The sequence below is a fragment of the Streptomyces sp. NPDC004284 genome, from assembly GCF_042874035.1.
Taxonomy (GTDB): domain Bacteria; phylum Actinomycetota; class Actinomycetes; order Streptomycetales; family Streptomycetaceae; genus Streptomyces.
The window spans coordinates 240,693-261,686 of record NZ_JBIAMJ010000004.1; the positions used below are offsets into that span (position 1 = coordinate 240,693).

21 protein-coding genes are annotated in these 20,994 nt (G+C 75.3%); 12 read left to right on the top strand and 9 right to left on the bottom strand.

Translation table 11 applies throughout. The features are described from left to right. Positions 1 to 225 precede the first annotated feature (225 nt). Together ACFYUS_RS13455 and ACFYUS_RS13460 are read left to right on the top strand one after the other, a co-directional pair. Positions 226 to 1,545 (top strand): DUF6986 family protein, encoded by a 1,320-nt coding sequence (locus tag ACFYUS_RS13455; protein ID WP_388849843.1) that lies wholly within the window; start codon positions 226 to 228, stop codon positions 1,543 to 1,545. A gap of 70 nt (positions 1,546 to 1,615) precedes the next feature. Then, a complete protein-coding gene (locus ACFYUS_RS13460; protein ID WP_388849846.1) occupies positions 1,616 to 3,634 on the top strand; it encodes a serine/threonine-protein kinase in 2,019 nt (672 codons plus the stop codon). 10 nt (positions 3,635 to 3,644) lie between these two features. On the opposite strand, the gene ACFYUS_RS13465 is transcribed toward ACFYUS_RS13460, so the two are convergent. Further along, the gene (locus tag ACFYUS_RS13465; protein ID WP_388849849.1) at positions 3,645 to 4,679 is read right to left on the bottom strand and encodes a LacI family DNA-binding transcriptional regulator; all 1,035 of its coding nucleotides are present in this window, start codon (positions 4,677 to 4,679) and stop codon (positions 3,645 to 3,647) included. Between the two features lie 130 nt (positions 4,680 to 4,809). Between ACFYUS_RS13465 and ACFYUS_RS13470 the strand changes: the two genes are divergently transcribed. After that, entirely contained in the window at positions 4,810 to 5,754 is a 945-nt protein-coding gene (locus tag ACFYUS_RS13470) for an ROK family protein (protein WP_388849852.1), read from the top strand. Between the two features lie 107 nt (positions 5,755 to 5,861). Further along, positions 5,862 to 6,896, top strand: a complete 1,035-nt coding sequence (locus ACFYUS_RS13475) for an NUDIX domain-containing protein (RefSeq protein WP_388849855.1) — start codon at positions 5,862 to 5,864, stop codon at positions 6,894 to 6,896. Positions 6,897 to 6,901: 5 nt separating this feature from the next. Here the strand turns inward: ACFYUS_RS13475 and ACFYUS_RS13480 are convergent, their stop codons facing one another. Further along, complete coding sequence (locus ACFYUS_RS13480; RefSeq protein WP_388849858.1) at positions 6,902 to 7,594, bottom strand: MBL fold metallo-hydrolase; 693 nt, start codon at positions 7,592 to 7,594, stop codon at positions 6,902 to 6,904. Between the two features lie 97 nt (positions 7,595 to 7,691). Next, positions 7,692 to 9,056 carry a dipeptidase gene (locus tag ACFYUS_RS13485; RefSeq protein ID WP_388849861.1) on the bottom strand — a complete coding sequence of 455 codons (1,365 nt, stop codon included), beginning with the start codon at positions 9,054 to 9,056 and terminating at the stop codon, positions 7,692 to 7,694. A 336-nt stretch (positions 9,057 to 9,392) separates the two neighbouring features. On the opposite strand from ACFYUS_RS13485, the gene ACFYUS_RS13490 reads away from it, so the two are divergent. Continuing rightward, entirely contained in the window at positions 9,393 to 10,697 is a 1,305-nt protein-coding gene (locus ACFYUS_RS13490) for a geranylgeranyl reductase family protein (RefSeq protein WP_388850594.1), read from the top strand. 83 nt (positions 10,698 to 10,780) lie between these two features. Here the strand turns inward: ACFYUS_RS13490 and ACFYUS_RS13495 are convergent, their stop codons facing one another. Next, positions 10,781 to 11,284 carry a nitroreductase family deazaflavin-dependent oxidoreductase gene (locus ACFYUS_RS13495; protein ID WP_388849864.1) on the bottom strand — a complete coding sequence of 168 codons (504 nt, stop codon included), beginning with the start codon at positions 11,282 to 11,284 and terminating at the stop codon, positions 10,781 to 10,783. Between the two features lie 129 nt (positions 11,285 to 11,413). Here ACFYUS_RS13495 and ACFYUS_RS13500 point away from each other — a divergent pair, with 129 nt between their 5' ends. The 5 genes from ACFYUS_RS13500 (at position 11,414) to ACFYUS_RS13520 (ending at position 15,039) form a co-directional block, all read left to right on the top strand. Continuing rightward, positions 11,414 to 12,109, top strand: coding sequence for a TetR/AcrR family transcriptional regulator (locus tag ACFYUS_RS13500; RefSeq protein ID WP_388849867.1), 696 nt, complete (start codon positions 11,414 to 11,416; stop codon positions 12,107 to 12,109). 93 nt (positions 12,110 to 12,202) lie between these two features. Continuing rightward, positions 12,203 to 13,435, top strand: a complete 1,233-nt coding sequence (locus ACFYUS_RS13505) for a sensor histidine kinase (protein WP_388849870.1) — start codon at positions 12,203 to 12,205, stop codon at positions 13,433 to 13,435. Continuing rightward, positions 13,432 to 14,097, top strand: coding sequence for a response regulator (locus tag ACFYUS_RS13510; protein ID WP_388849873.1), 666 nt, complete (start codon positions 13,432 to 13,434; stop codon positions 14,095 to 14,097). The genes ACFYUS_RS13505 and ACFYUS_RS13510 overlap by 4 nt, the downstream gene beginning before the upstream one ends. A 67-nt stretch (positions 14,098 to 14,164) precedes the next feature. Further along, the gene (locus ACFYUS_RS13515; protein WP_388849876.1) at positions 14,165 to 14,599 is read left to right on the top strand and encodes a MarR family winged helix-turn-helix transcriptional regulator; all 435 of its coding nucleotides are present in this window, start codon (positions 14,165 to 14,167) and stop codon (positions 14,597 to 14,599) included. Next, positions 14,596 to 15,039 (top strand): hypothetical protein, encoded by a 444-nt coding sequence (locus tag ACFYUS_RS13520; protein ID WP_388849879.1) that lies wholly within the window; start codon positions 14,596 to 14,598, stop codon positions 15,037 to 15,039. The genes ACFYUS_RS13515 and ACFYUS_RS13520 overlap by 4 nt, the downstream gene beginning before the upstream one ends. 23 nt (positions 15,040 to 15,062) lie before the next feature. Here ACFYUS_RS13520 and ACFYUS_RS13525 read toward each other — a convergent pair whose 3' ends face one another. Then, positions 15,063 to 15,824, bottom strand: coding sequence for a maleylpyruvate isomerase family mycothiol-dependent enzyme (locus ACFYUS_RS13525; protein ID WP_388849882.1), 762 nt, complete (start codon positions 15,822 to 15,824; stop codon positions 15,063 to 15,065). A gap of 37 nt (positions 15,825 to 15,861) precedes the next feature. Then, a complete protein-coding gene (locus ACFYUS_RS13530; protein ID WP_388849885.1) occupies positions 15,862 to 17,094 on the bottom strand; it encodes an MFS transporter in 1,233 nt (410 codons plus the stop codon). 82 nt (positions 17,095 to 17,176) lie between these two features. Between ACFYUS_RS13530 and ACFYUS_RS13535 the strand changes: the two genes are divergently transcribed. Beyond that, the gene (locus ACFYUS_RS13535; RefSeq protein ID WP_388849888.1) at positions 17,177 to 18,394 is read left to right on the top strand and encodes an ROK family protein; all 1,218 of its coding nucleotides are present in this window, start codon (positions 17,177 to 17,179) and stop codon (positions 18,392 to 18,394) included. Here the strand turns inward: ACFYUS_RS13535 and ACFYUS_RS13540 are convergent. Further along, complete coding sequence (locus ACFYUS_RS13540; RefSeq protein WP_388849891.1) at positions 18,391 to 18,870, bottom strand: SRPBCC domain-containing protein; 480 nt, start codon at positions 18,868 to 18,870, stop codon at positions 18,391 to 18,393. The genes ACFYUS_RS13535 and ACFYUS_RS13540 overlap by 4 nt on opposite strands. A 67-nt stretch (positions 18,871 to 18,937) precedes the next feature. Here ACFYUS_RS13540 and ACFYUS_RS13545 point away from each other — a divergent pair, with 67 nt between their 5' ends. After that, a complete protein-coding gene (locus ACFYUS_RS13545) occupies positions 18,938 to 19,714 on the top strand; it encodes an SAM-dependent methyltransferase (RefSeq protein WP_388849894.1) in 777 nt (258 codons plus the stop codon). On the opposite strand, the gene ACFYUS_RS13550 is transcribed toward ACFYUS_RS13545, so the two are convergent. Further along, positions 19,687 to 20,292, bottom strand: a complete 606-nt coding sequence (locus ACFYUS_RS13550; RefSeq protein ID WP_388849896.1) for a DUF4865 family protein — start codon at positions 20,290 to 20,292, stop codon at positions 19,687 to 19,689. The genes ACFYUS_RS13545 and ACFYUS_RS13550 overlap by 28 nt on opposite strands. A gap of 38 nt (positions 20,293 to 20,330) precedes the next feature. Further along, positions 20,331 to 20,912, bottom strand: coding sequence for a TetR/AcrR family transcriptional regulator (locus ACFYUS_RS13555; RefSeq protein ID WP_388849899.1), 582 nt, complete (start codon positions 20,910 to 20,912; stop codon positions 20,331 to 20,333). Positions 20,913 to 20,994: the final 82 nt, after the last annotated feature.

The window sequence follows — 20,994 nt, forward strand, 5'->3', positions numbered from 1 at the left end:
GGCCGCTCGTGGGGGCCCGCCCCCCCCCCACCCCCCCCTTCTCCCGCCGCGGGGCGGGGGGGGGGGGGGGCGGGGGGGGGGGGGGGGGCGGGGGCCCGGGGGCCCCCCCCCCCCGCGCCCCCCCCCCCGGCCGTTTCGGACAACCATTGACGCAGGTCCCGACCGCCTACTAACTTCGCTATACGGATTGTTGATTCCGTGCAGCGGAAAACAGGAGGATGCAGGATGGGTCAGCAGGAGAAGGTGTCGACGAGCCTCGCCGGCGCGGTCAGCGAGGGCATCAGCGCCTCCCTCGCAGCGGTGGACGCCGAGCTCGACCGGCGCTACCCCGGGGACCCCGGCACCCGCCAGCCCGTCCACACCGTCTACGTCCCCGGCAACGTCTTCGACGCCGGCACCATCCGCTCCTGGGGCGACCAGGCCCTCGCCGCCCTCGACGAGCACGCCCCCGACGCCGCCTCCTTCGCCGCCGTCCTCGGCCTCTCCGACGACCTCGCCGAGGACGTCTACGGCCGCGTACGCGCCAAGCTGGAGCGCGAGCCCGTCGAGGACCTCCGCGTCGACTTCGAGGACGGCTACGCCGGTGCGGACGAGGACCGGGACGCGGCCCGCGCCGCCCGCCTGATCTCCGAGGCGTACGCAGGGGGCACCTCCCGGCCGGAGGCCGGGGGAGGCACCGCCGCCCCGTACATGGGCATCCGGATGAAGTGCATGGAGGCCGCCGTACGCGACCGCGGCATCCGCACCGCCGACGTCTTCCTCACCGGCCTCCTGGAGAACGGCGGCCTCCCCGACGGCCTCGTCCTCACCCTCCCGAAGGTCACCTACCCCGAGCAGGTCTCCGCCTTCGTCCGCCTCCTGGAGGCCTTCGAGAAGACCCACGGCCTCGACGCCGGCCGCCTCGGCTTCGAGATCCAGATCGAGACCAGCCAGGCCATCCTCGCCTCCGACGGCACCGCCACCGTCGCCCGCATGATCGGCGCCGCCGAGGGCCGTGCCACCGGACTGCACTACGGCACCTTCGACTACAGCGCCTGCCTCGGCGTCTCCGCCGCCCACCAGGCCAGCGACCACCCGGCCGCCGACCACGCCAAGGCGATCATGCAGGTCGCCGCCGCCGGCACCGGCGTCCGCGTCTCCGACGGCTCCACCAACGTCCTGCCCGTCGGCACCACCGAGCACGTCCACGAGGCCTGGCGCCTGCACTACGGCCTCACCCGCCGCGCCCTCGCCCGCGCCTACTACCAGGGCTGGGACATGCACCCCGGCCACATCCCCACCCGCTACGCCGCCGTCTTCGCCTTCTACCGCGAGGGCTTCGAGACCGCCGCCAAGCGGCTCTCCGCCTACGCCAACCACGCCGGCGGCGACGTCATGGACGAGCCCGCCACCGCCAAGGCCCTCAGCTCCTACCTGCTGCGCGGCCTCCAGTGCGGCGCCCTCGACGCCGCCGAGGTCGACGCCCTCACCGGCATGACCCGCGCCGACCTCGACCGCTTCGCCGCCCCGCGCCGAGGCGACCTCACCGCCACCACTGATCGCTAAACGGTCACTTTCCCGCCAACTGCCCCGTACTCTTGTCGAGTTCACATGATCGACAAGGGGACGGGGCAGCGTGTCATCGGGGGAGAACGGGCGGCTCGCGGGCCGCTACAGAATCGTGCGTCAGCTCGGACGCGGAGGCATGGGCGTCGTCTGGCGGGCCGTCGACGAGGTCCTCGGCCGCGAGGTGGCCGTCAAGGAACTCCGTACGTACTCGGACGCGGCCGCGCCCGAACTGGCAGACCTGCGCCTGCGGATGACCCGCGAGGCACGCGCCGCCGCCCGCGTCCGCCACCCCGGAGTCGTGGCCGTCCACGACGTCACCGAACACGAGGGCCGGCCCGTCATCGTCATGGAGCTCGTCGACGGGCCCTCCCTCGACGACGTCCTCGGCGAGCGCGGCACCATCGACCCCGCCGAGGCCGCCCGCATCGGCGCCCACGTCCTGGAGGCGCTGGCCGCCGCGCACGACGTGGGCGTCCTCCACCGGGACGTGAAGCCCGGCAACATCCTGCTCGACCGCTCGGGCCGGATCGTCCTCACCGACTTCGGCATCGCCACGATGGAGGACCCCGGCGACGGCTCCGCGACCCACCTCACGCGCAGCGGCGAGATCGTCGGGTCCCTCGACTTCCTCGCCCCCGAGCGCGCCCAGGGGCAGGACCCGGGGCCCGCCTCGGACGTGTGGGCGGTCGGCGCGACCCTGTACGCGGCGGTCGAGGGCTCCTCGCCCTTCCGCCGTACGTCGACCTGGTCGACCCTCGCCGCCATCGTCACCGAACCCCTCCCGGAGCCCGTCCGCTCCGGACCCCTCACCCCGGTCCTGCTCCGCCTCCTCGACAAGGACCCCGCCGCCCGCCCGACCGCCCGCGAGGCGGCGCGGCTCCTCGGCGCGGTGGGGGCGGCGGCGCCGGGACCCACGGGTGCCGGCGCGGAGGCCCCCGCTCCGGGGGGCCCCGCCGTGGAGACGCCCGCTTCTGCGGCACCTGTTCCTGCGGCACCCGCTCCTGAGGTGCCCGCTCCGGGGGCGCCTGCTCCCGGGGTGTCCGCGCCGTATCCGTACGCGGGTTCCGTGGAGCCGCACCCGTACGGCGGTTCCGCGGAGCCGAACCCCTATGCCGGTTCCGCCGGGCCGAACCCGTACGCCGGAGCCGCCGCGGGCCCGGCACCCGTGGCCGCGCCGGCCGCCGGTGGCTTCGGCCCCGCCGTCCCCGTGCCGCCCGCGCACTCCGCCGCGGACACGGGCAGCCGCGCCGGGACGCGCGCCGCCCGCCGCGCCGGGGCCGCGCCGCGCCGGGGGAACGTGCTGGTCGCCGCCGCCGTGGCCGCCGTCCTGCTGGCCGGCGGCGGCATCACGTACGCCCTCATGGACCACGGCACCGGTACCCAGGCCACCGGCGAGACCCCGCAGGACGGCGGCGACCAGGGCTCCGCCGGAGGCGATCCCGGCCGCGTCCTGGACCCGGGGAGCAGCGACGCGCCCTCGGGAAAGCCGAGCGGAACGGCCACCCCGTCCGCCGGCGCCACCCCCTCCGGCCGGGAGACCGGCGCGGCGGCCGGAGCGGCGGCCGGTGGGGCACCCGCCACCGCCGGCCCCGGCTCCGACGGATCCGACCCGGGCTCCGCGGCGGGCGGACCGGCGGCGGGCGGCACCGGTTCGGACACCGCGTCGGGCGCGGGCGGCGGAGGCGGCACGAAGGCCCCGGACGCGACCGCCGGAGGCACCACCACCGGCGGCGGCACCAGCACGACCCGGCCGCCCTCCGGGGGAGGCGCCACGGCCGCGCCCACCACCCAGGCGCCGCCGCCCGCCTCCGGCTGCACCGCCTCCGGCTCCACCGCGACCTGCCAGGTCGTACGGAGCGCCACCACCACCCGCTACGACGGCGGCGAGATGGGCACGGTCGGCGCGGGCCCGCACTCCTTCTACTGCCAGGTCGACCTGGACCACGGCGAGACGTACGGCGGAGTCACCAGCCGCTGGTTCGCCCGCACCGACGACGACAGCGGCAACACCAACGTCTACCTCAGCGTGCTCCACCTGTCGGGCGGCGGCGGAGGCGGCCCCGTGGCGGGCCTGCGGGTCTGCTGAACGACGGGGCTCAGACGGCCGACGGCGCGATCTCGCCCGATCCACGGGCGAGCAGCGTCGTGCCGAGCACCAGCCGCTCCGGCGCCCCGTCGGCCCCGTCGAGGCGGCGGAAGAGACGCTCCGCCGCCGTCCGGCCGAGCGCGGCGGCGTCCTGGGCGACGACCGTGACACCGAGCAGATCGGCCAGTTCGATGTCGTCGAAGCCCACCAGGGCGACCGGCCGGGCGTGCCGGGCGAGGGCCCGGACCACGGTCACCGTGACCCGGTTGTTCCCCGAGAACAGGGCCGTCACCGGCTCCGCCGCCGCCAGCATCTGGCGTACCGCCGCGCTCACCCGCTCCGGATCGGTGGAGCCGAGGGAGACCCAGGCGTCCCGGACCGGGAGGCCCGCGTCCTCCATCGCCGCGCGGTAGCCGCACAGCCGCTCGGCCGCGGTGTGGATGCGGGGCCGGTCGCCGATGAAGCCGATCCGGCGGTGGCCGTGCGCGATCAGATGGGCCACGCCCGCGCGTGCCCCGCCGAAGCAGTCGGAGAGGACGGCGTCGGCGTCGATCCGTCCGGCGGGCCGGTCGACGAAGACCGTGGCGACACCCGCCCTCATCTCGGGCTCCAGATAACGGTGGTCGTCACCGGCGGGGATCACGATGAGGCCGTCGACCCGGCGCGCGCAGAGCGCGAGCGCCAACTCCTGCTCCCGCTCCGGGTCCTCGGCGCTGGAGCCGTTGAACAGCAGGGCCCCGTGCGCCCGCGCGACCTCCTCGACCGCCCGGCTGAGCGGCCCGTAGAAGGGGTCGGCGAGATCCTCCAGGACCAGCCCGACGGTCGCCGTCCTGCCCTTGCGCAGGACCCGCGCGCTGTCGTTGCGGCGGAAGCCGAGGGCCTCGATGGCCTCCCGGACCCGCCGCTCGGTGTCGGGGGTGACGCCCGGCTCGCCGTTGACGACCCGGGACACCGTCTTGAGGCCGACGCCCGCCCGGGCGGCGACGTCCTTCATCGTGGGCCGGGCGTCGTAGCGGGGCTCGGTGCGGCGGGCGATGGGGGCCACGGTGTGCGGTTCCTCCGGAGGGTGTCGGGTCGATCTCGGTTCGAGCATAGGACTTGGACAACGTTGTCATCGCTGGGAGACTGGCGGGAACGACTTTCCGTCCCCGCCGTCGACCGGAGGCTCCGCGCCCATGCACACCGACCCCGCCCCGGGCCTCGTCGCCGCCCTCGACATCGGGGGCACCAAGATCGCCGGCGCCCTGGTCGACGGAGAGGGCCGCATCCGCGTCCGGTCCCAGCGGCCCACGCCCGCGCGTGAGGACGGCGAGACGGTGACGGCGGCGGTCGAGGCGGTGCTCGCCGACCTCGCGGCCTCCCCGCTCTGGGCGTCCGCAGGGGCCGTCGGCATCGGCAGCGCGGGCCCGGTCGACGCCTCCCGGGGGACCGTGAGCCCGGTGAACGTGCCCGGCTGGCGTGCGTACCCGCTCGTCGAACGGGTCCGCAAGGTCACGGACGGCCGCCCGGTCACCCTCGTCGGCGACGGCGTCGCCATGACGGCCGCCGAGCACTGGCTCGGAGCCGCCCGGGGCCACACCGACGCCCTCTGCCTCGTCGTCTCCACGGGCGTCGGCGGCGGCCTCGTCCTCGGCGGCCGGGTCCACCCCGGACCCACCGGCAACGCCGGTCACATCGGCCACATCCCGGTGGACCTGGACGGCGAGCCCTGCGCGTGCGGCGGCCGCGGCTGCGTCGAGCGCGTCGCCAGCGGCCCGAACCTCGCCCGCCGCGCCCTGGAGAACGGCTGGCGGCCGGGGCCGGACGGCGATGTCTCCGCCGTCGCCGTGGCCGCCGCCGCGCACGCCGGGGACCCGATCGCCCTCGCCTCGTACGAGCGGGCGGCGCAGGCGCTCGCGGCGGGCATCGCCGCCACCGCCGCGCTCGTCGAGATCGACATCGCGGTCGTCGGCGGCGGGGTCGCGGGCGCCGGCGAGGTCCTCTTCGCCCCGCTCCGGCGCAGCCTCGCCGACTACGCCACCCTCTCCTTCGTCCGGAACCTGACGGTCGTCCCCGCCGCCACCGGGACGGACGCGGGCCTCCTCGGCGCCGCGGCGGCGGCGATGCGCCCGGCGCCCTGACCCGGACGTCCCCGGAAGCGTCGGGCACATGCCGGGACGTGTGTTCGTGGTTTCCGTGGCAGGGTGTTGCGGGCAAGCCACTGGGGGCTATCGAAGAGGGGGAAGACGTGATCGTCTGGATCAACGGTACGTTCGGCGCGGGAAAGTCCAGCACCGCGCGCGAGCTGGTCGATCTGATCCCGAACAGCACCCTGTACGACCCCGAGCTCACCGGCGGGGGGCTGCGCCGGCTGCTCCCGGCCAAGCGGCTCGCCGAGGTCGAGGACTACCAGGACCTGCCGATCTGGCGCCGCATGGTCGTCGACACCGCCGCCGCCCTGCTCGCCGAGGTCGGCGGCGTCCTCGTCGTCCCGATGACCCTGCTGCGGCAGGAGTACCGGGACGAGATCTTCGGCGGGCTCGCCGCCCGCCGCATCGAGGTGCGCCATGTGCTGCTCGCCCCGGAGGAAACGATCCTGCGGGAGCGGATCGACGGCCGGGCGGAGTACGGCGACCCCGAGGTCGACGCCCGCGTCCGGGAGTGGTGCCACCGGCACCTGCCGCCGTACCGCGCCGCCCTCGACTGGCTCGCCGCCGACGCCTACACGCTCGACACCTCGGCACTCACCGCGGCCGAGGCCGCCCGGGCCGTCGCCGACGCGGTCCGGGCCGGGCGCGCGGCGCCCTGCGGCATCGTCCAGACGCCCGAGCCGACCGGCGAGACCCTCGCCGCCGGCGTCCTGCTCTTCGACGAGCAGGACCGCTTCCTGCTCGTCGACCCCACCTACAAGCCCGGCTGGGAGTTCCCCGGCGGAGTCGTCGAGCCCGGCGAAGCCCCGGCCCGGGCCGGCATGCGCGAGGTGGCCGAGGAGATCGGCCTCGAACTCGACGCCGTACCCCGCCTGCTGCTCGTCGACTGGGAACGCCCGCAGCCCCCCGGCTACGGCGGGCTGCGCCTCCTCTTCGACGGCGGAACGCTCCGTACCGCCGACACCGAGCGGCTCCACCTCCCCGGCGCCGAACTCCGCGGCTGGCGCTTCGTCACCGAGGAGGAGGCCGCGGAGCTGCTGCCCCCCGTCCGCTACCGCCGGCTCCGCTGGGCGCTGCGCGCCCGGGAACGCGGCACGGTCCTCAACCTGGAGGCGGGCGTCCCGGTGGGCTGAACCCCCTACTGCCGGGCCGCCTCCGCGAGCCGGTCCGCCGTGTCCGAGGTCACCGGTGCCCCGTGCCCGCAGCACAGCACCGAAGGGGCGAGCTTCGCGAGCGCCCGCATCGAGTCCAGGGCGAGCGCGCGGTCGACGTGGAACACGCCGAACATCACGCCCTGCACCGACGCCACCGTGTCCCCGGCGAACAGCACGCCGTGGCGGGGGAGATGGACGGCCATCGAGCCGGGGGTGTGGCCCGGGGTGTGGACCGCCACGGCGCCGTCGCCGAAACCGAGCTCCTCGCCGTCCTCGACCTCCCGGTCGACCCGGGTCGGCGGCGCCTGCGGCACGGTCAGGCCGTGCTCGTACAGCGGGAGCTCCCAGTCGAGCAGATCCGGCTCCGGCACCGGGGCCTCGCCCCGGATCACCGGCGCGTCGAGCCGGTGCGCGAGGATCTCGGCCCCGTGCCGGTCCGCCAGCTCCTGGGCCGCGCCCACGTGGTCGCGGTGGCAGTGGGTCAGCACGATCCGGCGCAGCCGGTCCGGGTCCAGCCCGGCCGACCGCATCGCCGCGGCCGTGTCGTCCGCCGTGCCGGCCCAGCCGGCGTCGATCAGGGTCAGTTCCTCCTCGTCCTGCCACAGGTACGCCTGGCCGACGGAGAAGTCGAGGAGGTGCAGTCGCGGGGTGATCCGGGTGAGCTCGATGGGTGCCATGCGGCGAACCTACGCATCCGCGCAGGTCCGCCGCATGCCTCTACGCTCTCGGCGAGCTTCGCCGAGCGCTGAAACCGAGCGCTGGGCCGATCGGCCGTCAGCCCTGCTTCGAACGGGCGTAGTTGACGAGGAAGTGCGCCTCGGCCACCGAGAGCCGCTCCAGCTCCTCCGGCGAGACGGACTCGTTCGGCGCGTGGATCTGCGCCTCCGGCTCGCTCAGACCGATGAGCAGGATCTCCGACTCCGGGTAGAGCGAGGCCAGCGTGTTGCACAGCGGGATCGAGCCGCCCATGCCCGCCGTCTGCATCTCCTCGCCGGGGTACGCGATCCGCATCGCCTCGGCCATCGACGCGTACGCCGGGCTGGAGGTGTCCGCCTGGAACGGCTGGCCCTGGCCGACCTGCTCGATCGACACCCGGGCGTCCCACGGGGTGTGCTTCTCGATGTGCGCGAAGAGCAGCTTCGTCACCTCGGCCGAGTCCTCGCCCGGCGGCACCCGCAGGCTGATCTGCGCGCGCGCCGACCTCGGGACCGACGGGGTCGCGCCGGCCACCGGGTGGGCGTCGATGCCGATGACCGTGACCGCCGGGCGCGCCCAGATCCGGTCGGCGACCGTGCCGGCGCCCGGCAGGGACACGCCGGAGAGGACCTTGGCGTCCTGGCGGAAGTCCTCCTCCGGGTACTGGAGGCCCTCCCACACCTGGTCGCTCGCGAGGCCGTCGATGACGGTGGAGCCGTCCGGGCCCCGCAGCGAGTCCAGGACGCGGATCAGCGCGGCCAGCGCGTCGGGCGCGGCGCCGCCGAACTGACCGGAGTGCAGATTGCCCTCCAGGGTGTCGATCGTGACCCGGATCATCGTCATGCCGCGCAGGGTCGCGGTCACCGTCGGCAGGCCCACGCGGAAGTTGCCCGCGTCGCCGATCACGATGGCGTCGGACGCGAGCAGCTCAGGGTGCTGCTCCGCGTACCGCTCCAGACCGCCGGTGCCCTGCTCCTCCGAGCCCTCGACGATGACCTTGACCGTCACCGGCACGCCGCCGTTCGCCTTGAGGGCGCGCAGCGCGAGCAGGTGCATGATGAAGCCGCCCTTGCAGTCGGCGGTGCCGCGCCCGTACCAGCGGCCGTCCCGCTCGGTCAGCTCGAACGGAGGGGAGAGCCAGACGGACTCGTCCAGCTTCGGCTGCACGTCGTAGTGCGCGTACAGGAGGACGGTCGGCGCGCCGGCCGGGCCGGGCAGGACGCCGTACACGGCCTGCGAGCCGTCGGGGGTGTCGAGCAGCGCCACGTCCTGGAAGTCCTCGGCGCGCAGGGCGTCGGCGACCCAGTTGGCGGCGGCCTCGCACTCGCTGCGGGGCGCCACGGCCTCGTCCGCCACCGACTCGAAGGCCACCAGCTCCGTGAGCTCGGCCTTGGCCCGGGGCATCAGTGACCGGACGGTCTCGGCGATCGGATTCGAGGTCATGGGCACGCTCCTGATGGGTGCGACGTTACGACGTGGGGAGGACGTTCGTCGTATGTCGTGGTACGCCGAACGCACCGCCGATCCTACGGCCGGGGCCCTGGCTACCGCGCCGTAGGATGCGTCAGGAGCAGACCACCGGTCGGATCAGGAGCAGAAGCACACGTGAGCAGCGAGCACGCAGAGAACGCCGGTACGGAGCACACCGAGCCCGAGGCCGCGGCTCCCGAGGCGGCCGGGAGCGCCGTCGAGAGCACGGACACCGAGCCGGCGCACCACCGGGATGACGAGGCGTCGGACGACGGGGCGCCGGCCCGGGCGGACGGCGAGCCGGCGGAGGTGTGGGACGTCGTGGTCGTCGGCGCGGGACCGGCCGGCGCGTCCGCGGCCTACGCGGCGGCGGTCGCCGGCCGTCGGGTCCTGCTCCTGGAGAAGTCCGAGCTGCCCCGGTACAAGACCTGCGGCGGCGGCATCATCGGCCCCTCGCGGGACTCGCTCCCGCCGGGCTTCGAACTGCCCCTCCAGGACCGTGTCCACGCCGTCACCTTCTCCCTCGGCGGACGTTTCGCCCGCACCCGCCGCTCGCGCCGGATGCTCTTCGGGCTCATCAACCGTCCGGAGTTCGACGCGCAGCTCGTCGAGCACGCGCAGAAGGCCGGGGCCGAACTGCGGACCGGCGCCACGGTGACCCGGGTGGAGCAGCACGGCCCGGCCGTGCCGGACCGGCGGACGGTCGCCGTCGTCCTCGCCGACGGCGAGACGATCCTGGCGCGCGCGGTCGTCGGTGCCGACGGCAGTGCCAGCCGGATAGGCGCTCATGTGGGCGTGAAGCTCGGCCAGGTGGACCTGGGGCTGGAGGCGGAGATTCCCGTACCGCCGTCCGTGGCGGAGGACTGGAAGGGGCGGGTCCTCATCGACTGGGGGCCGATGCCCGGCAGTTACGGCTGGGTGTTCCCCAAGGGCGACACGCTGACCGTCGGCGTCATCTCGGCGCGCGGCGAGGGCGCCGCCACCAAGCGGTACATGGAGGACTTCGTCGCCCGGCTCGGCCTCGCCGGTTTCGAGCCCGCGATCTCCTCCGGCCATCTGACGCGCTGCCGCACCGACGACTCGCCGCTCTCCCGCGGCCGGGTCCTGGTCTGCGGCGACGCGGCCGGTCTCCTGGAGCCGTGGACGCGCGAGGGCATCTCGTACGCGCTCCGCTCGGGCCGTCTCGCCGGCGAGTGGGCGGTGCGGGTCGCCGAGTCGAACGACGCGGTCGACGCGCGGCGCCAGGCGCTGAACTACGCCTTCGCCATCAAGGCGGGGCTCGGTGTCGAGATGGCGGTCGGGCGGCGGATGCTCGCCGTCTTCGAGCGCCGTCCGGGGCTGCTGCACGCGGCGCTCACGGGTCTGCGGCCGGCCTGGAACGCCTTCGCCGACATCACCCGCGGCACCGCCACGCTCGGTGGCATGGTCCGCTCGAACGGCATGGCGCGGAGGGCCCTGGAGCTCCTCGACAAGCGCATGGACACCTCGGCCGGTGTCGGTCCGGCGGGGCGGGGCGTCAGCCCGCGCGAGCGTGCGGCGTCCGGGCCGGAGGGCACGAAGGACGCGAAGGGCGTGGAGACCGCGAAGGACGTGGAGGCTTCGGAAGAGGTCTGACGGTCCGATCGGTCCCAGCAGACCGATCGGTCGGATTCCGACGGTTCGATCGTTTCGACACGGGCTCCGCCGTCCCGGCCGCTTCATGCCGCCGGGGTGACGGGGCCCGTCGGCGTGATGCGGAAGACGGGGTGCTTCGGCGCGATGGCCCGCAGCTCCTCGTCGGTGGAGTCGGGGCCGACGCCGCCGAAGAAGACGCCGACCTCGGCCTTCCAGCGCTTGAGGTAGGCGCGGAGCAGGACCGGCTTGTCGTCGTCGGCCACCTCGACGGCGGTGAACTCCTGCACGTGCTTGCCGAGGTGCAGCTGCCCGCCGCCGGCGGCCCGCATGTTGTGGGTCCACTGGACGTGGCCGCGGGGGGCCACGAGGTACCGGGCGCCGTCCACCGTCAGGAGGTTGACGGGGGTGCGGCGCCATTCGCCGCTCTTGCGGCCGCGGACGGCGAGGACGCGGGAGCCCCAGACGCTGATGCCGCGGCGGGTCATCCAGGCGACGGCGCGGTTGAAGACGTTCACGGTGAACCAGCCGGGCTTCATGACGTGGGTGGCGGGGGTGGAGCCGGCGGGCTGGGCGGACCGAGCGGACATGGGGGCCTCCTGGGCTACAAAGTGTGAGCACTGCTCTCGCTTGAGATCAGTGTGCACGGTTCGGCGCTCACAAGCAAGAGCAGTGCTCTCGTTTCGTTGCGGTGCTCTGAAAGTGGCACACTGCTCTCCATGACGACCGTTCGAGGAGCCCGCGCCCGCGCCCGCATCGAGATCACCGCCGCCATCAAGGACGAGGCCCGCACCCAGCTCGCCGCCGAAGGCGCCGCCAAGCTGTCCCTGCGGGCCGTCGCCCGCGAACTCGGCATGGTGTCCTCCGCGCTCTACCGCTACTTCCCCAGTCGCGACGACCTGCTCACCGCCCTCATCGTCGACGCCTACGACGCCGTCGGCGCCGCCGCCGAACAGGCCGCCGCCGAGACCGAGGCGGAGCGCCCCCTCCACCGCTGGACCGCCGTCTGCCGGGCGGTCCGCGCCTGGGCCGTCGCCCACCCCCACGAGTACGCCCTGATCTACGGCTCCCCGGTCCCCGGCTACACCGCCCCCCAGGACACGATCGTCCCCGCCTCCCGCGTCGGGCTCGTCCTCATCGACATCGCCCGCCGGGCCCACACGGGCGAGGGCGTCGCCCTCCCGCCGCTCGCGGACGCCCTGCGCCCCGAGGCCGTCCGCATGAGCGCCGACTTCGCCCCGGACCTCCCACCGGCCCTCGCCGTCGCGCTCGTCGCCGCCTGGGCGCAGCTCTTCGGCCTCGTCTCCTTCGAGGTCTTCGGCCAGTTCAACAACGTCGTCGAGGACCGCGACACCTTCTTCGCGACGGCGGCCGGCCGCCTGGGCCAGGACGTGGGCCTGCTCCCGCGCGGCTGACCCGGCGGCCGCGTCCCGTACTCCCGCGGGAGTACGGGTGACCACCCCGCCGGGCTGACGTGCGGGCGGGGCGGGCGCGGCTAGCGTGACCCCATGGACGCCGGGATGCACAAGGAGCGGCCGCGCGGGCCCTGGGAACGCCGGGAGCGCGGCGGCGGCCCGCCCTGGGAGCGGGGGGAGCACGGCGGTGGCCTGCCCTGGCGGTCGACGGCGCTGATCGCCGTCCTCGTCATGGTGGGGACCGGCTTCTCCGCGCGGAACCAGCCCGACCGGGAGGCGCTCGACGCCCTCGGACGGGCGCTGCTCCTGCTCGGGGCGGTCCCGCTGCTGTTCCGTCACCGCAGGCCCGTGCCCGTGCTGTTCGCCACCGTCGCCGCCACCCTCGGCTACCTCGCGGCCGGCTATCCGTACGGCCCGGTGTTCGTCATGGTCGCCGTCGCCTGCTTCGCGGCCGTCGTGCAGGGGCACCGGACCGCCGCCTGGTGGGCCATCGGCCTGCTGGGAGCCGGCCATCTGCTGCTCACCCACTGGCTCTACCGATGGCTGCCGCCGGCCGGTGACGGGCCCGCGTCCTGGGGGCAGGAGCTTCCGGCCGCGGCGTTCGCCGTCGCCGTGCTCGCCGCCTCCGAGGTCGTCCGCGTACGGCGCGAGCAGGGTGCCAAGGAGCGGGCCGAACGGGCCGCCGCCGCGCGGCGCCGCGCCGACGAGGAACGGCTCCGCATCGCCCGCGAACTCCACGACGTGCTCGCCCACTCGATCTCCGTGATCAACGTCCAGGCGGGCGTCGGCCTCGCCCTCCTCGACTCCGACCCGGAGCAGGCCCGGACCGCGCTGACCACCATCAAGGCGGCCAGCAAGGAGGCGCTCGGCGAGGTGAGGCAGGTCCTCGACACCCTCCGTACCCCCGGCGACGCCCCCCGCGCCCCGGCCCCCGGCCTCGGCCGGCTCTCCGAACTCGTCGAGCAGGCCGCCGCCGCGGGCCTCACCGTCACGGTCTCGACGAGCGGCACCCCGCGCCCCCTGCCGCCCGGCGCCGACCTCGCCGCCTTCCGGATCGTGCAGGAGGCGCTCACCAACGTGGTGCGCCACTCCGGTTCGCGTACCGCCCGGGTGCGGATCGGGCACGGCTCCGGGCGCCTGGAGCTGACCGTCGACGACGACGGCCCCGCCACCGGCACGGAGGCCGGAGGCAGCGGCAACGGGCTCGCCGGAATGCGGGAGCGGGCGGCCGCCCTCGGTGGCACCATCGAGGCGGGCGCCCGCCCGGACGGCGGCTTCCGCGTCCACGCCGTACTCCCGCTCCGCCCGGAGGGAAGCGCCCCGTGATCCGTGTCCTGCTCGCCGACGACCAGTCCCTGGTGCGGGCGGGGTTCCGCGCGCTGCTCGACGCCCAGCCCGACATCGAGGTGGCCGGCGAGGCCGCCGACGGGGACGAGGCGGTGGAACGGGTCCGCGCCCTGCGTCCCGACGTCGTCCTCATGGACATCCGGATGCCCCGGCTCGACGGCCTGGAGGCGACCCGGCGCATCACCGACGACCCGGGCCTCGCCGAGGTCCGGGTCGTCATGCTGACCACCTTCGAACTCGACGAGTACGTCTTCGAGGCGATCCGCGCCGGCGCCTCCGGCTTCCTGGTCAAGGACACCGAGCCGGAGGAGCTGCTGCGGGCCGTGCGCGCCGTCGTCCACGGGGACGCGCTGCTCTCCCCGGGGGTCACCCGCCGGCTCATCGAGGAGTTCGCGGCCCGCTCCAAGGCCCCGGCGGCGACGGCCGCGCTCGGCGCCCTGACCGAACGGGAGCGGGAGGTGATGGCCCTGGTGGGGATCGGTCTGTCGAACGAGGAGATCGCTCGCCGGCTGGTTGTGAGCCCGCTCACCGCCAAGACGCACGTGAGCCGCGCCATGGTGAAGCTGGGTGCCCGGGACCGCGCCCAACTCGTCGTCCTCGCCTATGAGTCGGGCCTGGTCCGGCCCGGCTGGCTGGGCTGAGCGCGCGGCCGGCCCGCCGGAGCGGTGTTTTGCGAGCCGTTACTACGAAATCGTATATTCCGATCTCGTGACTTCCCTTTCCGCACCCTCCGAGGGCTCGGCGCTGCTCGCACTGCAGCGCGCCACCCACGCCACCCTCCAGGTCCTCGCCACCGAGCTCGTCGACCTCGACCTGACCCCGTCCGAGACCAACGCGCTCGCCATCCTGGCCGACGGCCGCGGCCGCACGGTCTCCGAGCTCGGCGCCGCCGCCGGCACCCGCCCCACCACGCTGACCAGCGTGCTCGACCGGCTGGAGCGCCGTGGCCACATCACCCGCGGCACCCGCCCGGGCGACCGCCGGGTCGTGGTCGTCGAACTGTCGGAATCCGGCCGTCTGACCGCCGACACCATCCGCCGGACCCTCGCCGACGTGGAGACCCGCGCGCTCGACGGGCTCCCCGCCGAGGCCGTCGCGGGCTTCCACACCGTCCTGCGCGCCCTCGCGGAGGTGTCCGCATGACCGCACGGGCGACGGGCGACGCGGACTTCGCGATCTTCCGGGAACTGATGGCCGAGGCCATGGCGGCCACCGGCGGCTTCGGCCACCGCGAGCACGTCCACCTGACCTGGCTGGCGGTACGGCGCGTCGGGACGCCCGATGCCCTCGCCCTGGTCGGCGAGGGCATCCGACGCACCGCCACCGCCGCCGGAGCACCGCAGAAGTTCCACGCCACGATGACCCGGGCGTGGGTCGAGCTGGTGGCCGGGTGCGTGCGGGAGTCCGGGCAGCAGGACTTCGCGGCGTTCGCCGCGCACCACCCCGAGCTGCTCGACAAGGGCCTGCTCGCCCGGTTCTACCGCCCCGCCACCCTGGCCTCCGACGAGGCCCGCGCCGCGTGGGTGGAGCCCGACCTCGCGCCGCTCGCCCTCCGGACGGACCCGGTGCGGGACGCGGACTGACCGGGCGGGCCCGTCGCCCGGGATCAGACCGCCGAGGTCTCCCGCCACAGCCGGGCCAGTTCTTCGTCGCCCGTCACCGTCACGGCGTCGAGCGGCAGCCGGTTCCACAGGGTCAGGTACAACTTCTCGGCGGGACCGCTCAGTTCGGTGTCGGCCGGGCCGTCCGCGCCGGGTCCGCCCCGCTCCGTCCGGGGCGGCTCGGTCGCCGTCAGGCGCACGGTCCAGACGTCACCGGTGTCCGTCGTCCGTACGCGCAGGGTCCGGGGCTCGTCCGTGCGCACCCGGCTGCGGTCGCGGGCGTGGAAGCAGACGAGCAGCTCGTCGATGCCGTCGGCGGCGAACGCCGGATCCAGCGGCCCCGGACCGCCCGCGAGCGCCGACTCGGCGTCCACGCGGTGGACGGCGGTCTCGTGCGCCTGCCGCCGCGCCCAGAAGGCCAGCGGAGAGGGCGCCGGGAAGAAGGACCAGCACTCCAGGGACTCGGGCGCCTCGCGCAGGGCGGTGACGAGAAGCACGTGCCCCTCGCGGTAGTGGGCGAGCAGCTCCTCGCCGTCGAGCGTCGTCTGGCCGCCGGGCGGGACGTACTCGGTGTGCGCCTCGGCCACGTGCGTCGCGGCCCAGCGGTGCACCATGGCGATGTGCCGCACGAGGTCCCGGACCTGCCACCCCGGGCAGGTCGGCACGTCCGCGTCGAGCCCGGCCTCGGCGGCCGCGTCCGCGAGGCCGCGGCCGGCCGCCTCCAGCACCTCGACGTACTCGGTGATCTTCGGGGAATCAGCGTCCATGGGCCGGATTCTGCCAGGTGTGCGGACGGCGGGCCGGTCAACTCCTCGGGGAAGTGCCCGCGTTGCGCGCCCAGTAGCCCATGACGGCCGCGCCCGCCGCGAGCACGGCGACCGTCGTGAGGGCCGCGGGGAGGGAGAACCAGTCGGCGAGGAAACCGATCGAGGGCGGGCCGAGGAGCATCCCCCCGTAACCGAGGGTGGAGGCCGTCGCCACGCCGCCGGGGCCGGCGACCGCGCCCGCGCGGGCCACGGCGACGGGGAAGATGTTCGCGAGGCCGAGCCCGGTGACCGCGAAGCCGAGGAGCGTGGCCCAGACGCTCGGCGCGAGCGCGCCGAGGAGCATGCCCGCGGCGGCGGTGGCGCCGCCCGCGACCAGGGTCCGCGTCTGGCCGAGGCGTTCGAGCAGCGCGGTGCCGGAGAGCCGGCCCGCGGTCATGGTCAGCGCGAAGACGGAGTACCCGGCGGCGGCCACCCCGGGGTGCGCGTGCAGGTCCTGCGCGAGGTGGAGGGCGCCCCAGTCGGCCAGCGCCCCTTCGCCGTACGCCGTGCAGAGCGCGATCACCCCGAAGACGAGGACCGTGCGCCGCGCCCCGGCCGCCCGCGGGCCGGATTCCCCGGGACGGGACGGCGCCGGCAGGGCCTCGGGGGGAGCGGGGGAGGGGTGGCGCAGGAGCACGGGCCCGGCGGCGGCGGTCAGGGCGAGGCCGACGACGGTGAGGCCGAGGAGGTGGACGGTGGGGGACAGGCTCCCGGCGAGCAGCCCGCCGAGGCCCGCGCCGAGCATGCCGCCGAGGCTGAACGCGGCGTGGAAGCCGGGCATGACGGGCCGCCGCAGAGCGGCCACGAGGTCCACGGCGGCGCTGTTCATGGCGACGTTGATCCCGCCGTACGCGGCGCCGAAGACGAGCAGGACGAGGCCGAGCGCGAGCGGGGACCGGGTGAGGGCGGGGAGGGCGATGGACAGGGAGAGGAGGACGGCGGTGACGACGGTGACCGCGTGGGAGCCGTGGCGGCGGCAGAGCCGGCCGGTCAGCGTCATCGTGATCACGGCGCCCGCGGACACCCCGAGGAGGGCGAGGCCGAGGTCGCCGGCCGAGGCGCCGGTCTGCTGCTTGACGGCGGGGATCCGGACCACCCAGCCGGCGAACAGGAAGCCGTCGAGGGCGAAGAAGAGGGTCAGGGCGGAGCGGAGGCGGGACAGGGAGCGGGTGGCGGTGTCTCCGCCGGAGCCCCCCGATATGGCCGTCCGTACTTTGTTTAGTAGCGGCACAAACTCAGGATAGGGGTCACGGGGCAGGGGAATCAACCGGGCGGGGACGGCATCCCGGTCCGATCATGGGAGACTCACCCCCATGAACGGCAAGGCGACGACGACCCGGACACGGCTGGACAGGGGGCGTAACGCGCTCGGCCCCGCGCTGGAACTGGTGCACACCGGCAGGGCGCCGACCCGGGCCGTCCTCACCGCCGAACTCGGCGTCACCCGGGCCACCGCGGGCGCCGTCGCCGCCGAACTGGAGGCCCTCGGCCTCATCCGCGTCGACTCCAACCCCGGCGCCGCCGCAGGCTCCCAGGGACGGCCCTCGCACCGCCTCGCCGTCGACGAGAAGGGCCCGGTCGCCCTCGCCGCCCAGGTCCACGCGGACGGGTTCCGCGCCGCCCTCGTCGGCCTCGGCGGCACCATCGTGGCCACCGCCCCCGGCTGCGTCACCGTCTCCGCCGACCCCGCGCAGGTCCTCGGCGCCGTCGTCGACGCGGGCGCCGCGCTCCTCGCGGAGAGCGGCCGCCGCTGCGTCGGCGCCGGACTCGCCGCGCCCTCCGCCGTCGCCGAACCCGAGGGCACGGCCCTCAACCCGCTCCACCTCGCCTGGCCCGCCGGGGCGCCGGTCCGCGAGATCTTCGCCGAGCGGGTACGGGCCGCCGGCATCGAAGGCCCCGCCTTCACCGGCAACGACGTCAACCTCGCCGCGCTCGCCGAGCACCGCCACGGCGCGGGGCGCGGGGCGCGGGACCTGCTCTGCGTGGCCACCGGCCACCGCGGCGTCGGCGGGGCGCTCGTCCTCGACGGCCGCCTGCACACCGGCAGTTCGGGCCTGGCCCTGGAGGTCGGCCACCTCACCGTCAACCCCGAGGGCCGCCCCTGCCACTGCGGCGGCCGCGGCTGCCTCGACGTCGAGACCGACCCGCTCGCCTTCCTCACGGCCGCGGGCCGGACCCCCGGACCCGAGGTCTCCCTGCTCCAGCAGTCCCGGGACCTGCTGCGCACCAGCCCCGACGACCCGGGCGTCCGGGTCGCGGTGGGGGAGCTGATCGACCGCCTGGGCCTGGGCCTCGCCGGCCTGGTGAACATCCTCAACCCGGACCGGATCATCCTCGGCGGGCTCCACCGCGAGCTCCTCGACGCCGACCCCGAGCGGCTCCGCGCGGTCGTCGCCGACCGCAGCCTCTGGGGCCGCAGCGGCGGCGTGCCGATCCTGCCCTGCACCCTCGACCACAACAGCCTCGTCGGCGCCGCCGAACTGGCCTGGCAGCCGGTCCTCGACGACCCGCTCGCCGCCCTGGGCCGCTAAGCCCCGTCCCGCGGATCGGGCCGCCCCTCCGCCAGGGCGGCCAGCCGGTCCAGGGCCATGCGCGTACCGGTCTCGTCGTCGGCGGGCGGGACGGCGTCCGGCACCCCCTCGTGGACGACCCGCACCTCGGTCCCGCCGCCGATCTCCGTCAGCGTCGTCGTGAGGATCATGGTGCCGTGCAGCAGGGGGTCCGGCGTCTCGAACTCGACGCTCTCGACGACCCGTTCGTAGGGCACGAGCTCCAGGAAGGTGCCGTGGTACGTGTCCGTGCGCGCCCCCGTCCTCCCCGCGCCGCCGGGCGGCCCGTGCCGCAGCGACACCCGGAACGCGCCCCCTTCGCGCGCTTCGAAGGCGTGCACCCGGCAGGTCGTCCCGTACGGGGCCCGCCAGCGGGCCACGGCGTCCGGATCGAGCAGCGACCGGTAGACGACCGAGGCGGGGGCGTCGATGTGACGGGACACGCGCGTGGTGTACACGCTTCCCAGGCTAGGGCCTGAGGAAAGGCGGTGCGCGGGGAGGACGGACGCCGTACCGTTCCCCTCCATGATCACTTCTGACTCCGCCGCCGATCTCCCTCCGCGCCTCGGCAGCCTCACCTTCCACGGCCCCCTCTCCGAGGCCCGCGCGACCCGCATGATCGAGCGGCTCGCCGCCACCGCGCCCGCCGACGTGCTCGACATCGGCTGCGGCTGGGGCGAGTTGCTCCTCCGCGTCCTGGAGGCGGCCCCCGCGGCGAAGGGCGTCGGCATCGACATCAACGCCGAGGACCTGGCCCGCGGCCGGGCCCTCGCCGAGGAGCGCGGGCTCGCCGACCGGGTGGCCTTCGTCGAGGAGTCGGCGCTCGGCACCGACCGGGGCCCCGTCGACGCGGTCCTCTGCCTCGGCTCCAGCCAGGCACTCTGCGACCCCGAGCTGCCGTACGACCCCGCCGCCGTCCTGCGCGAACTGCGCCGGCTCGTCCGGCCCGGCGGGCGGGTGGTGCTCGGCGAGGGATTCTGGGAGCGCACCCCCACCGAGACGGAGCTCGCCGGGATGTGGCCCGGCGCGAGCACCGCCGACCACTTCTCCCTCGGCGACCTCGTCGACCTCGCCGTCGAGGCGGGGTTCCGGCCGGCGTGGATCGAGACGGCGAGCTCGGAGGAGTGGGAGGAGTTCGAGTCCGGCTACCGCTACGACACCGAGGTCTGGCTCGCCGCCCACCCGGACCACCCGCTGGCCGCCGAGACGCGCGAGCGCGTCGACCGGCAGCGCTCCGGCTGGCTGAACGGCTACCGGGGAGTCCTCGGCATCACCTACCTCACGCTCGTCGCCGCGGTGTAGGGCGACCGCCTCGCCAGCGCCGCCCGGCCCGGTTCCGACAGGTGCAGCACCTGGAAGCGCTCGCCCTCGTCGGCGGGCGCCTCCCGGCCCGCCCACAGGGTGAAGGCGAGCAGCTCCCAGTGGCGCGGGTCCACAGCGAGGGCGGAGGCCACCACCCCGTCCCGCCGCGCCTCGCGCGCGTGCCGGGCCACCGCGTCCGCCACGGCCTCGCCCGGCGGGACCCCCTCCCCGAGCGGGGTCCCGCGGCGCGTCGCGGCGCCCGGCGCCGACGCGGCCGCCGGCCCCTCCTCGTACGACAGGCCCGTCCAGTGCTGCACCACCGGCCGGCCGAAGTCGTTCACGATGCCCTGGAAACCGGGGCCCCAGAGGAAGGAGTTCATGCCCTCGGGGGTCGCCCACAGATAGAACGGCGCGTACTGGTTCACGGGCGATCCGGCCTCCCGCTCCCGGACCAGATACGCCTTCAGACCGAGCCCGGGGAAGGCGTCGAGCAGATGCCCCCGGGTCGCCACCCGCTTGCGGATGATCTCCATGTCGTAATCGGCGGGCAGGGTGATGTCGTACTGCATCGCGTGCACGGGAAGGCTCCGTCTCTCTGGGCTCCAGGGCTCAGGGCTCAGGTGGAAGGGGAGAGCAGGGCGAGCAGCCCACGTACGGCGCTGTCGAACGGCGCGCGCGAACCCGTCGCGCGGGCCAGCACGTACCCGCCCTGCACGGTCGCGAGCACCGCCGCCGCGATCTCCTCCGGATCGAGGGAAGCGCTCAACTCACCGCTGTCCAGGCCCTCCTGGACGACCTCGGCGAGCCGGGCGCGCACCCGGCCGAGCACCTCCTCGACGGGCGCGCGCAGCTCCGGGTCCGCGATCACCTCCGGGTCCATGGTCAGCCGCCCCACCGGGCAGCCGCGCAGGACGTCGCGCTCGCGCAGCAGATACGCCTCGATGCGGGCGTACGCCGGACCCGTGCCGCCCAGGACCGCCTCGGCCGCCGCCCCGAGCTCCTCCGCCGAGCGCCGGATCGCCGCGAGCGCCAGGTCCTGCTTGCCGGCGAAGTGGTGGTACATGCTGCCCTGGCCCGCGCCCGCCGCCTGCTGGACGGCCTTGGGGCTGGTGCCGACGTAGCCCCGCTCCCACAGCAGCTCGCGGGTCGCCTCGATCAGCCGCTCGGACGTGTTCCTGCTCATGACGGCACTGTACATACCAGTAGGTACAGAACGGAAGGAGTGCCCGGGGCGGCCGCGTACTCCCCGCGTCGTACACCGGAAGCCGCTGCCCGTACGA